Raw genomic sequence first — 14,313 nt, 5'->3', positions numbered from 1 at the left:
TAGAAGTCACGGCATACTCGCTTCGGCGTGGACGGTGGTGGTGCACCGGTCCCAGCTGAGCACGGGCATGAGCGGGGTGAGCCGGTTCGGGTAGCGACTCGGGGGCAGCGGGACCATCGCGGCGGGGAGGCAGCCGCTGCGTCGAAGGAGCACAGTGAGCTCCTGCCACTCGTGCCACAGCGCGGAGGGAAGTCCGGTCCCGGGCCGGTGGCAGCCGAAGTTGCTCAGGACCAGGACCCGGGTTCCGGCGGCCGGGGGCCGGTACGGCCGCCAGGTCCAGCCGGCTCCCGGCCCGGCCCGGTGCAGGGGTGACTCGGCGAAGTAGAGGACCTCGGTGGCGTGCCTCCCCACGATCGCCGTGATGCGGTCGACCAGTTCCGCCTGGTCCCGGGCGAAGAGCTCCATGCCGGGGCCGAGATCGACGAGTACCTGGGTCCCGAAGCGCAGGGTGCGCACGGGCAGGCGGGGAAAGTCCTGGAGGGGGTGGCCGGTGGCGATCTCTTCGAGCAGCCGCCGGGTGTCCACCTCCCCCTCGGGCACCACTCGCGACAGTACCGTCTGCAAGGTCGCCGTCTCCGAGTGGGGCGGCAGCAGGGGATGGTGCGGCAGGCTGGCTTCCTCCGGGTGCTCGGCCCGTTCCGCGAGCGCCGGAAAGCTCCACCCGGGATGATGCCTCCCCGTCGCGAGCAGGGGAGTGAGCATGGTCAGCTGGGCGGGCTGACCGCTCATCAGCGGAGCCCCGGAGTTATGTAGGGCCCGACCTTCGGGTGCGGTGTCCGCCTGCTGGGTCGTCCGCGAAGGGGTTCCGGGGGCGGGTCCGCTGCCCTGTGCCGGGTCCGAGATGGGCGTCCCGTGTCGGTCCGCTGCCGGATCCGGTCCCGGTACAGAGCCCTGCAACCCGAGCAGTGCGGCGATGGCTCGCACCCGGTCGTGGTCGCCCGGATCCACACCCAGCCCCGCCAGCGCTCGGGCCAGGTCGCCGAGCCAGATCCCGGCGTGGCTGCCCGCAGTTGGCCCGCGTCCTCCGGCTGTCGTAGCCCCCACGCCGGGTCAGTCCTTCCACTGCTGTGGCTTGACCAGGGTGAGCTCCCGCAGGGCCTGCCAGCGCTCGTCGTGCACGGTGATCTCGAGGGAGTGGCAGGCCCACAGGGCGTCCAGATACTCGGCCGTGCTGGGACGCCGTACTCCGTCCCGCGAGGCATTCCGCCGGACCCCTTGCAGTTCCTGCGCCAGCGCCGCCGCGAGATCCAGATCGGCCGCGGTCACCTTCGGTAGCCGCGCTGTCAGATGCTCGTGGGCGATCCTGACCAGCTCCTGCACATCCTCAGGGGGGTGCACCCGGGCGATGACACAGCGTCGAAGGAACGCCTGGGGCAGCTCTCTCTCCTCGTTGGTGGTGATGACGATCAGATGCCGGGAGAACGGTACCTCGGAGACCTTTTCGGAGGCTTCCACTGACACCTCAGTCCCGGTCTCGGCTACTACGAACCCGTTGGAGGCCAGCGGCACTAGCAGGCCGTTCGGCACATCCGGGTCGGCTTTGTCGATCTCGTCGATCAGTACGACGGCATGATCGGGAGAGCGCCCCGCGTTCGCCGCGAGCGCCTGGCGCGCGCCTGCCGGAGGACGATGGCCCCGGCCTGTGCCCGGCCGCTCGGATCGGCGTACGAACTGCGCGGCCGACCGTGGGGCGAAGGCCCACCACAACGGACCCGGCTGCACGTAGGTGTTCTCGCTGTGCCGGAGCTCCCGACCGCCCCGGGGGCGGTGATGTACCTGGGCGTCCGCCAGCCGCCGCACGGCGTCGAAGGTCCACAGCAGGTCCCGGGCACGGGTCTGGGAAGTCACTACGTGCTCGTAGTAGCGCCAGCCGCGTTCCAAGGCGACCCAGGGTGCGAGGGAGGACTTTCCGGAACCCGGCTCCCCGCGCAGGAGCAACGGGCGGCCGGTCGCCAGTGCCACGTCGACCGCCAGTCGGAGATCGGTGGGCATGACGTAGATCAGACCGTCGCGGCGGTCCGGCATGTCGGCGGGAGTAGCGGTCTGGGGGAACATCAACTCACCTCGGACATCACGGGCGTGCCGGAGTCCTGGACCACGGCGTTCATACGCTTCATGAGCTGGTAGGCGGCCGACTCGGCCTCCATGGTGATCGGGGGGACGACGACGGCCGTGTCGAGAATTTCGTGCAGTCTGCCCGGCCCGTCGCATCCGGACCCGAACCCGGGTTCGATGCCGCCAGTCAGGACGACGACCACCAGCCAGTGGAAGTCCCGACGAAGGGAGGCGGCCACGACGGCGACATCGTCCAGGTCGTGGTCGGCGCCGTTCAGCACCAGGTAGTTGAGGAACCCGGCTCTTTCCCGAACAGTCCGGGAGTCCAAGGGCATCCGTGGCGGGACCCTGAAGATCTGGCGCAGCGCGGCCCGGCAGGCCGCTTCGAGTGCCTCCGCCGCCGAGGAGTCGTCCTCGGGCAGGCCGCGTTCCAGCGTGCCGAGGCTGTAGGCGTCGGGTGCGTTGCACAGGGCGCGGCGGACGTACTGATCCGCGGTCCATTCGTCGAAGGCATTGAAGACGAGTAAGGGCGAGCATGCGACGGGATCTCCCGCCCCTGCGACGGCCTGGGCGGGCAGGAAACTCCGGGCCGCCTCGTGATCGACCCAGCTCGGCATGACCTCGGCGGACAGCTGTCGCAGCTGGTCGAGCCCCAGCGCGGGCTTCAACAGATCTACTGCCGAAGGCAATTCCTCACACAGGGTGCCGCTCAGCATGCGGTACGAGAGGAAGAGTTCGGCGCCGATGCGAGCCTTGACGTGCATCAGCTCCGCCTTGGAGAGGCCCAGCCGACGCGCGGCGTCGAGGAAGCTGCCGTCGCTGCGACGGCGGGCGGACTCCAGATACCGGGCGACGCGGCCGGCCCAGTGGCAGGCTCCCGGATCCCCGGATCTCGCGCCCAGGGGCGAGAATTCCGCCACGATGCGGTCAGCGACCTGCAGCGGGTCCGACTGTTCGGGGGGTGTGTCGACCCCGGGGGCCTGCTTGCAGGCCTGGAGCGACAACAAGGCGTCGAAGCCCTGCTTGCGGGCCTCTGCCGTGGTCACGTTTCCGACGATCCCGGGGAAGACGGCGGCAAGTCCACCGACCTTGAAGCGGCCGATCAGGACATCGGCTTCGCGCCGCACCCACCGAGGGTCCGCCACAGTTTCCGGTCCGAGTAGGACGATGGCCGCGTCGCACCGGTACATCTCGTCGTAAAGTACGGGGTTCCATTCGTCGCCGACACGTAGTTCCTCTACGTCCACGAAGACCTCGTAGTCGTTGGCGCGCAGGCGCGGCACGATATTGTCCAGAACGACCCGCACACACGCGTCTCGGCCCGCCCCGTGGCTGATGAAGATCCGTCGGTTCATATCGTCCCGGCCGGAGCAGCCTGCGGTGTCGACCCGCCTCGTCCTCTGAGAGTCATACCACCGATTGTGGTGCAGGGGTCCCACGGACGGGGATGTTTTGGCACCATCCGCCCCAGCGGCGACCCGCCCAGCCGCCCACGCTGACCGACGACCGCTCCTGCGAGCACGCCGACGTCCATGCCCGGGGGCGACACCGACACCCACACCACCCGCGCAAGAGCCACATGGTCGACCGGACAGCTCTTAGACCGTCGGCAGTGCAGGGCGAGAGGCCAAGGATGGCGCCCGATCAATCCACCTCGATGCCGTCCGGGCAGCGGCTGATGTCACTGGGTGCAAGGGGATAGAAGTCACCGTGAGTGAACCCCGTTCAGCTCGGAGCGTGCCGCCCGTCTCTCCGTCCGTTGGGGGATCCGCGCAGTCAGATTGTGCGGGTCGGGGCCCGTGCTGGGTCGGTGCTGGATTTCAGGGTTCAGGACCAGGGAAACCGCAGGTCGTAGCTCTGGTCGGATGAGTTGTCGTACCACTCGATGGTGGTCCCGATGAGGCTGGCGGCGACGATTCTCCTGATGCTGCCGGGATGCGCTGACGGTGTGGCAGAGGCGGCCATGGTTACCACTTCCGGACGAGTGCGGGGACGTTCCGATGTCGCCACACCCTAGGAACGCCCAGGTGAACGGCCCATGGTGCCCGTCACCACACTTTCCGCCCGAAGGGTGTGCGCGCCCCACCCACCCAGCCTGTCGAACTGCCTGATAGGCATTCGCCAGCCTGGGATCCCACCCCCCGCCAAGAATGCCAGTTTTGATGCATTCTGACGCCATGGTGCCGGCTGCCGTGCTGGTCAGCCATCGGGCGCTCGGCCTTCGATCAACAACGTGCTCCTGTCCGGCTGATGCCCTCACGGCCCGTCCGCCGTCCCGGTGGACGGGCTGTCCCAGCTGCCGCGGGGCGCGCCTGAACATGTGCGCCTACCAGTCCCCGAGCCAGGACTCCGGGGCCGTGACACGCGGCCCGGCTCACGCCGATCACCTGTGCCGGGGGCGTGAGAGCGAGAGGATACGCGACGAACATCCGGGCATAGGGGGTCAGTTCGGCCCCAGGCCGTGCGAACCGCCGACAGCTGGAACCGTCGCGCATCAAAGCCCTTCGCATCGCCGAGTTGTCACCCTCGGGCGGAGCGACGGATTCCTTACCGCTCGTAACAGGGGAAATTCGTCGGGTAGTAATTAGGTGAATCACTAACTGAATTTCCGTCAGCAACCTCGTCTGGTTATCTCGATTGCATAACGACATCGCCGAAATGGCCTGGACCTCTACGTGTCTATAGATGCAACTCGCCTTAGTCCAAAGCAATTTGATAGATCATCAGATTTGGTCACCAAGGTCACAGTCAGGTATCTCGAACCCCATTCCTGTTTGTCCGAATTCTCCACGGTGCCCGTCTGGCAGGCTTCCGTGCACCCACTCCTCCGTCCCAGAATTTGAGGTGCGCATGACGGCCTACCGTCGAGAGAGAGGTGAACGCCGACGCACACCCCGCCGGTTGATGCTCTCCACCACCGCCATGGCTTGGGCCGCGGTGTCAGCGCTCGGCGACAAGGCCCAGGCAGGGACCGCCGCTCAGGCGTACGCAGCAGCGGACGTCCCCACACCGTCCGCCGCCGAAGTCAGCGGGCGTCCTCAGGACGCGCCAGGAGACGGGCGGCATCCGACACATCCGCTGCGTGACGGCCGCGGACTGCGCGCCGACCACGTGAGCAACCGCCCGCACTACGACGCACGGCCGCTCGGCCTCCAGCGCGCCGACGGGCGCGCAACGCAGGCCTGGACGGACCAGAAGGTCGGCTGACCTTCGACCGTCTGATCAACCGCCGGCGCACGGTCACCTTCCCCTGCGGCCGTCGGCCGGTCCCTCACGGCACCACGCCTCCACCGCACCACCGTGGTGGCGGCCAGTGGGCTGGCTGGCCATCACCTGCCGGTGCCACCGCCGAGCCCGGCGCCCCTCGGCATCTGTAGCGCAGACCGGACGATCCGGCTGCCGGGCAGGCAAGTTCCCGCATTTTCAGATCAAGGAGCATGATGCACAAACGTCGCGCGTCCCGCCGCAAGAAGGCGCTGACAGCCACGGTCACCGCCGCCCTCTCCGGCGGTCTGCTGTTCGGCTTCGGTGCGCTCGCCCAAGCCGATGTGGTGAGCGGCACCGTCATCGGCGGGCAGGGCAACTACACGACCGTCAACCACCGGGCCAAGCCGTCCCTCTCGGCCCAGGTGAACGGTTCCTCGAAGGTAGGCGCCAGGATCCAGATGTCCTGCCGGACCACCGGCGACACCGTGGAGAACAACCCGCGGTGGATCTACACCGGCTCGTACTACATCGCTGACGCCTTCATCAAGGAGAACACCACGGCCCTGCCGGTCTGCGGTTCGACGCCGAACCCGAAACCCACCCCCACGACCGCGAAGACGCTCAACATCGACATGCAGAAGCAGGTCAGGACCCAGTGGTGCTGGGACGCCTCCGGCGTGACCATCGCCAAGCACTGGGGCCGCTCCGTCAGCCAGGAGCAGTTCTGCCGACTCGCCGCCCAGGGCTCCTGGGTGGACTGCAACAACCAGCCCGCGACGCTGGAAGACATGGCCAACGGCCTGGCCAGGCTGGGGCTGGGCAACAGCGGCCGCAGCCTGTATCGCAACGCCTCGTTCAGCGAGTCGGTCGCCGAGATAGCCGCAGGCCGGCCGTTCGCCGTCCGGATCGGCTGGCGCACCGGCGGGGGTCACATGAACGTCATCTACGGCTACGACAGCGCCACCAACATGGTCGCGGTCGGGGACCCGTGGCAGACCACCCAGACCTACACCTGGTGGAACCACGCCACTTACGTGAACAACAACTCGTTCCAGTGGACCCACTCCCGCATCGGGATCCAGGGCTGAGGAGAAGATCGACCATGCAGACCACCCGACACACCAAACACACGGCAGTCCGGGCCGCCGTCCTCGCCACGGCCGCGCTCGCCGCGGCCCTGAGCGGAATCGTTCCCGCACAGGCTGCGGACGGCGACGGCATCGCGGGCTACCCGTCCGCCCAGCAGGCCGTCCGCAGCGACCAACTCCGCGACACGGTCTCCCGCTTCCTGGTCTCGGCCCGGCAGCACGGCACCGGCGCGGACGGCGGCACCGTCGGCACCCCCGGTAACGCACCCGCCGCGGTCGCCGCGCCGCCCGGGTTCGCTCTCAAGGACCCGGTGCCGATGTTCGAGATCAGCCCCGAGTTCGTGACCGGCAAGACCCAGGCGACCCCGCAGACCGCCATCCGGCTCTCCTACCTGGCCTCCCGGGTGACCGCCTCCGACGGCAAGAACGCCGCCGTACTGCTCGCACCCAAGGGGGCTGCCGCCACGACGGGAAGCGGCCCGCAGAACGTCGGTGCCGAGGGCTGGCAGCTGGCCGGCATCCGGGACGGGGACGCCGATGTCGGCTTCGCCGAGCGCGGCACCGCACAGGCCCGTACCTTCACCGAGCCGCAGATCCACGCCTGGTACCGGCTCACCGCCGACGGTATGGTCGAGCCGCTCAACGAGGAAGCGACCACCGGCCTCGGCGGAAAGCGCGGCGTCACCCTCGCCGCCTACCAGAAGCTGGTCACCAGCCGCTACGGCGACAAGATGCCCGGCTCGGAGTACGACCGCAAGGGCCTGGCCGGCGGGTACGCCGGCCTCGTGGAGGAACAGCCGGAACAGGTCGCTGCCGCGTCCGGGACACCGGCGGCCGGGGCGTCGTGGCAGCCGATCTCCGCCACCGCGGCCGCAGCGCTGGCGGCGATCGGCGGTGCGGTGGTGTACGTGCGCCGTCGGCAGGCGGCGGCCCTCCGCTGACCCGACCCCAGGAGGCCGGGTCCCCTCCGAGCGCAGCGCCCCAGCAGCGGACGCAGGTCAGCGCGCACTGCGCCGCAGGACCGAAGCCCAGTCTCCCCCTCCCTCGTTGTCGCGCGGGTGATGACCGCGGCGACAGCTGCCCGGCAGGTGGCGAAGGGGTGCCTGAGCTGCTGTTCATGCGGAGGGCTGGGCCAGGTCCGGGTGGCGGCGGCGCCAGTGAGCGTAGACCGGGCTGGCGGCGCAGGTCTCCAGGTAACCGGCCGCCACCGTCCGCAGGATGTCGTCGCCGTGAGCGGCCAGCGGGCCGTCGCGGTGCCACGCCAGGACATGGCGGTACCAGAGGGGGTTTCCCGCGAGGGGGCGGACGGTGACGCCGGGGGTTTGCGAGAAGGTGGCCTGGCACAGGCTGACGGCCAGGCCCGCACGGACCAGTTCGATCAGCTGGCGCCCCTCGGCCTCGTGGGGGGCGGAGGGGCGGCGGCCGGTCAGTGCGCAAACGGAGGACCAGTACTCGCGGGTACGGTCGCCATCGGGCCGGGGCATCGCCCAGTCGTGATCGGCGAGTTCGGCCAGGGACACGGCCTCCTGGCCTACCCGCGGGTGGGTTGCGGGCAGTAGGGCGAATACCGGTTCGGTGACCAGCGGGGTGAGGACCACCCCGTCGCGCGGCGGCAGGACCTGTTCGGGGTGGTCGCCGAGGACCGCCGCCTCCAGGCGGCCGGCGGCGAGGTCGTCCAGGAGCGCGACGGGGGAGTAGTGGCACCGTGATGTCACCTCGGCCTCGGGCCGCAACCCCCGTACGGCCAGGATGAGGTGGCCGAGCAGGGGTGCGCCGACCGATCCGACGCGGACGCGGTTCGGGGAAGCCAAGTGGCGGGCCGCGCGGGCCGTGTCGGCGAGGAGCGCGTCGATACCCGGCAGGACGGCATGGGCCCGGGCCAGCACCAGCTCACCGAAGGCCGTGGGCGTGGCTCCGGCCCGCCGCCGGTCGAACAGGACACCGCCGAGCATCGACTCGATGCGGCGCAACTGCGTGCTGAGGCCCGGCTGGGTCATGGACAGCGCGGCGGCGGCCCGGGTAAGGCTGCCGGCCTCGGCGATCGCGCGCACCACCCGCAGGTGCCGTACCTCCAGTTCCATGCCGCGCATGTTATGGAGCGGCGACAGCTTTCGGACAGGAGTGGGATCCCGTCAGGCTTATGTGAAATGTCACACACCATTAATGTGGAGGTTGCTCGCTCGTGAGACTCATCCATCGGCTGACGACATTGCGCGGGGTGCTGTTGCCCGCCCTGGCCGCCGCACTGCTGCTCTTCCTGCTGGGAGCGCCCCCCGCCGGCGCCGCGGACGGCCCGTCTGCCTGCGCCCTGCGCGGCACCACCGGCTGGACGGACGAGGGGCATGAGACGGACTACTCCGTGTTCCGGCGTCCCGTCGGGACGGTCAGGGTCGCCATGGTCTTCGTGGACTTCCCTGACGCGCGGGCCACCGAGGCCCCGAGCGAGGACTCGGCGCAGATCACGCCAGGGGCTGACTGGCTGTGGTACGCCTCGTACGGCAGGACCTGGCTCGCGATCGACCAGCACCAGCGGTGGGTCCGCATGCCCCGCGCCTCCACCGACTACCGCTTCGCGCGCGGCCTGACCCATGAGACCCACGAGGCGTACATCAAGGACGCGGTGGCGGCCGCCGATCCGTATGTGGACTTCTCCGGGTACGACCTGGTGTACGTCGTGCCGACGCGCAACGCGGCGGCGATCTCCTTCACACCCACGTACGTGTACGAGCCGGGCACGGCGGGTGTGGTGGCCGACGGCCGCCGCATCAACTGGGCGGTGACCTTCGGCCAGGACATGTGGTACTGGGGTGCCAAGCTGGCCGCCCACGAGACCGCGCACACCTTCGGACTGCCCGACCTGTACGCCTTCGAGGCGGGCAGCGACGCCCACCGCTTCGCCGGCGGCTGGGACGTGATGGGCCTGATCGGCGGCCGGGGGTCGCAGTTCTTCGCCTGGCACTCCTGGAAGCTCGGTTGGACCGGGGACAGTCAGGTCGTGTGCCGGGCCGCGAGGGGGAGCGACACCGTGTACCTCACGGCTGTCGAGTACGGCAGCGGTACCAAGATGGCGGTGATCCGAACCGGACCCACGACCGCGTACGTCGTCGAGTCCAGGCGCGGTGTCCAGGCGGACGCGGGCTCCTGCTCGACCGGTGCGCTGGTCTACCGGGTCGACACCTCCGTGCGGACCGGCCAGGGGCCGGTCAGGGTGATGGACGCCAAGCCGACCGCCGCACCCGCCGGCGGCTGCCGCCCGCTGGACGACGCCCCGTTCTGGGCGGGCGAGTCCTTCACCGACGGGGCGGCCGGGGTACGGATCGACGTGCTCGCCGCCGACGGGTACGGCGAGACCGTACGCATCACGAAGTCGTAGGAGCGGTACGGACGCGGCAGTGCCCCCGGCTCCGTGACAAGGAGCCCGGGGCGCCGCGCGGGGTGGGGTCAGCTGCCGCTCTTCGCCGGGTCCTTGAGCCCGATCGTGCCGTAGTCGAGCTGGCCGCCGAAGGACGTGTGGCCGAAGGCGCCGGCGATGTTGGTGCCGAGCAGCAGCGGCATGCGCTCGATGACGGCGGGCGCCGTCGGGGCCTTGGCGAGGATCTCCCCGTCCAGCTGCCGCCACGCCGCGTTGGCCTGCGCGGCGTCGGTCATGCCCGCGATCTCGTCCATCCGCTTCATCGTCGCCTCGTCGCGGAAGAGCGAGTGATTGCCGGAGTTCCCCTTCTCCTTGATGTAGCGGCCGTCGAAGAGGAAGGGCAGGAAGGTGGAGCCGGAGGGGTAGTCGGGGCACCAACCGGTGTAGACGAGGTCGGTGCGGTTCTTGGTGTCACCGATGGTGTCGTAGAAGGCCGACGGATCGACGGCGTCGATCGTGACCTTGATCCCCGCCCGGCCCAGGGACTGCTGGACCGCCTCGGCAACCCCCTTGTCCCCGTTGGAGACGGTGATGGCGGTCGTGAAGCCGTTCGGCTTGCCCGCCTCCTTCAGGAGTTGCTTCGCCTTCTCCACGTCACCCGTGGCCGGGATCCCCAGTGTGTCCGGCTGCGTGCCGCCGAAGAGCGAGCCGGGCATGAGCGCGGTGGCGGGGTCGTTGAGGGCCGGGCCGCCCGAGGCGGTCAGTACCGCTTCGCGGTCCAGGGCGTACAGCACGGCCTGCCGGACCTTGACGTTGTCGAAGGGGGCGCGGCCCGTGTGCATCTGGACCATCTCGGTGCAGTTGGTGGACTCGGCCAGCAGCCGCGCCTTGACGTCGGTCTTGGTGAGCACCTTGGGGGTGCTCTCGGGGCGCAGTTTGCCCCAGGAGACCGCAGAGGCGTCCACGCCCTCCGAAGCGATGAGCCGGTCGTCGATCTGGTTGGCCCTCAGCCCCATCACCACGACCAGCTTGTCCGGGTACGCCTTGCGCACGGTGTCCGTCGCCGGGTCCCAGTGGGGGTTGCGGACCAGCACCAGCCGCTTGTCCCGGTCGTAGGACTCGATCTTGTAGGGGCCCGAGGAGAACGGGCGGCTGTCGTATTGGGGGCCCTTGTCCTGGGCCCTGGGCACCGGGGCGAAGGTGGGCAGGACGGTGGCGTTGGGGAACTCTGCGAAGGGCTTGCGGAGTTCGAAGACGATCGTGTGGTCGTCGGGGGTCTTGACCGAGTCCAGGTGCTGCCCCTGGGCGGGGCCCCGGTAGCCCTCGGCGCCGGCCAGGTAGCGGGCGGCGTAGTCCGGGCCGCCGGGCAGGTCGGGGGAGAAGGAGCGCTCCACGTTGTACTTGACGTCCTGGGCGGTGATCGGGCTGCCGTCCTCGTAGGTGAGGCCCCTCTTGAGCTTGAAGGTCCATGTCTTGGCGCCGTTGGAGGGGACGCCGAGGTCCTCGGCGAGGTCGGGGACCAGCTCTCCGCCCTTCGCGCCCGGTTCCGCCTTGTACGTCACCAGCGTGCGGTAGAGCAGCCGGGTGCCGAAGTCCATCTCGCCGATCACCCAGTTGCGGGCCGGGTCGAGGTGGGCGAAGTCCTGGTTGGACAGGACGGTCAGCGTGCCGCCCTTCTGCGGAGTGCCGCCGACCGTGGCCCCCGCGTTGGCGAGTGCGGGGTTCCTCGCGTCCTTGTCCTGCCGACTGTCGCCGGAGTGGCTGCCGTTGGAACAGCCGGCCATGCCGAGTGCGACGGTCGCCGCCAGGGCGGTGGCGATGGCGTGGAGAGTGCGCTTGTTCATCAGTGGTCACTCCGTGAACAGTCGGGCAGCCTGAGGGGGCTGGAATGTGACCGATAACATAGTTATGTGAAATGGCACTCACAATTGTCGCGCCTCCATAGCGCGGAGTTATGGGTAAGTGGGGGGCTCCACAGCCGCTGTTGGCCGCGCCATGCTGTCGCGCAATGTCACACGTCACTATGCGGCTCTGACGCCATGCGGCCGCGAAAGGGACCCATGAACCCTGCGTACGCGACCGTCGACCACGTCTTCACCGTTCCCCTGGACCACGCGGCCCCGCACGGTCCGACCATCCGGATCTTCGCCCGCGAGGTGACCGATGCGCGCCGAGCAGGTCGGCAACTGCCCTGGCTGCTCTATCTGCAGGGCGGACCCGGCGGCAAGTCGCCTAGGCCGTCGTCCGGTTCGCCCGGCTGGCTGCCCCAGGCCCTCAAGACCCACCGGGTCCTCCTCCTCGATCAACGCGGCACCGGCCGCTCCGCCCCCCTCACCGCCCGGGCGGCCTCCCGCTTCGACTCACCCGCCCGGCTGGCCGACCACCTCGGCCACTTCCGCGCCGACTCGATCGTCGCGGACGCCGAACTGATCCGCCGGCAGCTGTGCGGCGACGAGCCCTGGGAGACCCTCGGCCAGAGTTACGGCGGCTTCATCACCCTCACCTATCTCAGCCAGGCCCCCGAAGGCCTGCGGGCGTGCTACGTGACCGGCGGCCTGCCCGGTCTCTCGGCCACCGCCGACGAGGTCTACGCCCGCACCTACCCCCGGGTGCGGGACCGCGTCCTCGACTTCTACGCCCGCTACCCCGACGACGCCGCCCGGCTGCGCGAGCTCGCCCGCCTCCTGGCCGCCACCGATGTGCGCCTGCCCGACGGAGACCGGCTCACCCCCCACCGCCTGCGCACGCTCGGCCTCGCCCTCGGTATGGGCGACGGCTTCGAGCGGATCCACTGGCTCCTCGACGAATCCCTCGACGAGGACGCGAAGCCGACCGACACCTTCCTGCACCAGGTGATGACACTGACCGGCTTCACCGACAACCCGCTCTTCGCCGTCATGCAGGAGAGCCTGTACGGCCAGGGCGCGGGGCCGACGGGCTGGGCGGCGTCCAGGGCCCTGGCGGACTTCCCCGAGTTCGCCGAGGACGCCGACCCGCTCCTGCTCACCGGAGAAATGATCTACCCCTGGATGTTCCGAGAGATCAAAGGCCTGCGCCCCTTCGCCGACGCCGCCGATCTGCTCGCCGAACGCCCCGACTGGCCGGCGCTGTACGACCCCCGCCGCCTCGCCGCCAACCGGGTCCCGCTCGCCGCACTCGTCTACCACGACGACATGTACGTGGACGCCGGGCTCTCCCTGCGCACCGCGCGCGAGGTCGGTGCCACCCGGGTATGGGTCACCAACGAATGGGAGCACGACGGCGTCACCGCCTCCGGCGGCCGCGTGCTGTCCCGCCTGATGGACCTGACCGCGGGTCGCGCGTAGGACCCCCTCGCAGCTCCCTCCCGCGCCCTGTCCTCGTACTCCTCAACCTGCCCCCGACGGGAGAGACATGACCACCCCGCCCCACCGCCTGCGGTCGCTCGCCGCGGCCGTCGCCCTCATCCCCTGCCTGTCCGCCCCCACCGCGGCCGCCGCCCCCGGCTCGCCCCCCGCCGCCGGCTGCGCCCTCCCCGGCCGGACCGGCTGGACGGACGAGGGCCACGACACCGACCGGACCCAGTTCCAGCCCGCCACCGGAACCCGCCGCGTCCTGACGCTGTACGTGGATTTCCCCGACGCCCCGGCCACCGACTCCACCGAGCCGTACGCCGCTCACCTCGCCCCGGCCGCAGACTGGATGGGACGCGCGAGCTACGGTCGCCTGCGACTGGACAACACCCCACTGCACCGCTGGATCCGGATGCCCGCCGAGTCCACCTCCTACGGCTTCGCGCGCGGCCTCACCTTCGAGGCCCACGAGAAGTACCTCCGTGACGCGATCACGGCCGCCGACCCCTACGCGGACTTCTCCCGCTACGACATGGTGTACGTCGTCCCCGCCAGGACGGCGACCGCCATCCCCTTCTCACCGACCTACCTGTACGACCCGGCGACACCCGGAATCACCGCCGACGGAACCCGCCTCAAATGGGCCGTCACCTTCGGACAGGACATGTGGCGCTGGGGTCACAAGGTCGCGGCCCACGAGACCGCCCATACCTTCGGGCTGCCCGACCTGTACTCGTTCACCGGAGCCACCCACCAGTACGTGGGCGGTTGGGACGTCATGGGCGACATCGCCGGCCACGCCCCGCAGTACCTCGGCTGGCATTCCTGGAAGCTCGGTTGGACCCGCGACGACCAGGTCGCCTGCCTGTCCTCGTCCGGTCGTCGGACCGTACGGCTGACCCCGGTGGAACGGCCCGGCGGAACGAAGATCGCCGTGCTGCGGACCGGTGAGACGACGGCGTACGTGGCGGAATCCCGCCGCGCCCAGGGCAACGACGCGGCCGCCTGCTCCACCGGCGTCCTCATCTACAAGGTCGACTCCGCAGCCCGGACCGGCGAAGGCCCGGTGCGGATCACGAACGCGAACCCGACCACGACCCCGCCCACCGGGTGTACGGCGCTGGACCTGGCCGCGTACGCACCCGGCCAGAGCTTCACAGACCCCGCGACCGGCGTGCGTATCGACGTCCTCGGGGGCGGACGGACGGGAGACACGGTGCGGCTGAGCAAGGAGTGACTCCGGTCCGGGCCGGCCACACGTAGCCACTTTCACGGCACA

General features: G+C 69.9%; 11 protein-coding genes. 6 read left to right on the top strand and 5 right to left on the bottom strand.

Features of this window, described 5'->3' with window-relative positions:
• Window positions 1-6: 6 nt before the first annotated feature.
• From ACIBAD_RS05400 to ACIBAD_RS05390, 3 genes are all read right to left on the bottom strand, one after another.
• Window positions 7-729 (bottom strand): hypothetical protein, encoded by a 723-nt coding sequence (locus ACIBAD_RS05400; RefSeq protein ID WP_398904655.1) that lies wholly within the window; start codon window positions 727-729, stop codon window positions 7-9.
• A gap of 321 nt (window positions 730-1,050) precedes the next feature.
• Entirely contained in the window at window positions 1,051-2,025 is a 975-nt protein-coding gene (locus ACIBAD_RS05395; RefSeq protein WP_398904653.1) for an AAA family ATPase, read from the bottom strand.
• A gap of 29 nt (window positions 2,026-2,054) precedes the next feature.
• Window positions 2,055-3,494: a toll/interleukin-1 receptor domain-containing protein gene (locus ACIBAD_RS05390; RefSeq protein ID WP_398904651.1), complete on the bottom strand. Its 1,440-nt coding sequence runs from the start codon at window positions 3,492-3,494 to the stop codon at window positions 2,055-2,057.
• A gap of 1,465 nt (window positions 3,495-4,959) precedes the next feature.
• Between ACIBAD_RS05390 and ACIBAD_RS05385 the strand changes: the two genes are divergently transcribed.
• From ACIBAD_RS05385 to ACIBAD_RS05375, 3 genes are all read left to right on the top strand, one after another.
• The gene (locus ACIBAD_RS05385; RefSeq protein WP_134069096.1) at window positions 4,960-5,262 is read left to right on the top strand and encodes a hypothetical protein; all 303 of its coding nucleotides are present in this window, start codon (window positions 4,960-4,962) and stop codon (window positions 5,260-5,262) included.
• A gap of 230 nt (window positions 5,263-5,492) precedes the next feature.
• Window positions 5,493-6,350 carry a papain-like cysteine protease family protein gene (locus tag ACIBAD_RS05380; protein ID WP_134069095.1) on the top strand — a complete coding sequence of 286 codons (858 nt, stop codon included), beginning with the start codon at window positions 5,493-5,495 and terminating at the stop codon, window positions 6,348-6,350.
• Between the two features lie 14 nt (window positions 6,351-6,364).
• Window positions 6,365-7,291 (top strand): hypothetical protein, encoded by a 927-nt coding sequence (locus ACIBAD_RS05375; RefSeq protein WP_134069094.1) that lies wholly within the window; start codon window positions 6,365-6,367, stop codon window positions 7,289-7,291.
• Window positions 7,292-7,465: 174 nt separating this feature from the next.
• Here the strand turns inward: ACIBAD_RS05375 and ACIBAD_RS05370 are convergent, their stop codons facing one another.
• A complete protein-coding gene (locus tag ACIBAD_RS05370) occupies window positions 7,466-8,431 on the bottom strand; it encodes a LysR family transcriptional regulator (RefSeq protein WP_134069093.1) in 966 nt (321 codons plus the stop codon).
• Between the two features lie 101 nt (window positions 8,432-8,532).
• Here ACIBAD_RS05370 and ACIBAD_RS05365 point away from each other — a divergent pair, with 101 nt between their 5' ends.
• Window positions 8,533-9,723: a peptidase M6 gene (locus ACIBAD_RS05365; RefSeq protein ID WP_134069092.1), complete on the top strand. Its 1,191-nt coding sequence runs from the start codon at window positions 8,533-8,535 to the stop codon at window positions 9,721-9,723.
• Window positions 9,724-9,791: 68 nt separating this feature from the next.
• Here ACIBAD_RS05365 and ACIBAD_RS05360 read toward each other — a convergent pair whose 3' ends face one another.
• On the bottom strand, window positions 9,792-11,546 hold the full coding sequence (locus ACIBAD_RS05360) for an ABC transporter substrate-binding protein (RefSeq protein WP_398904647.1): 1,755 nt from the start codon (window positions 11,544-11,546) through the stop codon (window positions 9,792-9,794).
• Window positions 11,547-11,762: 216 nt separating this feature from the next.
• Here ACIBAD_RS05360 and ACIBAD_RS05355 point away from each other — a divergent pair, with 216 nt between their 5' ends.
• Both ACIBAD_RS05355 and ACIBAD_RS05350 read left to right on the top strand, forming a co-directional pair.
• Window positions 11,763-13,028, top strand: a complete 1,266-nt coding sequence (locus ACIBAD_RS05355; protein ID WP_398904645.1) for an alpha/beta fold hydrolase — start codon at window positions 11,763-11,765, stop codon at window positions 13,026-13,028.
• 67 nt (window positions 13,029-13,095) lie between these two features.
• A complete protein-coding gene (locus ACIBAD_RS05350) occupies window positions 13,096-14,271 on the top strand; it encodes a M6 family metalloprotease domain-containing protein (protein WP_134069089.1) in 1,176 nt (391 codons plus the stop codon).
• The last annotated feature ends 42 nt before the right edge of the window (window positions 14,272-14,313 follow it).

The sequence above is a fragment of the Streptomyces sp. NPDC051109 genome (assembly GCF_044455885.1).
Classification (GTDB): Bacteria; Actinomycetota; Actinomycetes; order Streptomycetales; family Streptomycetaceae; genus Streptomyces.
This window is presented reverse-complemented; position numbering and strand designations above follow the sequence as displayed.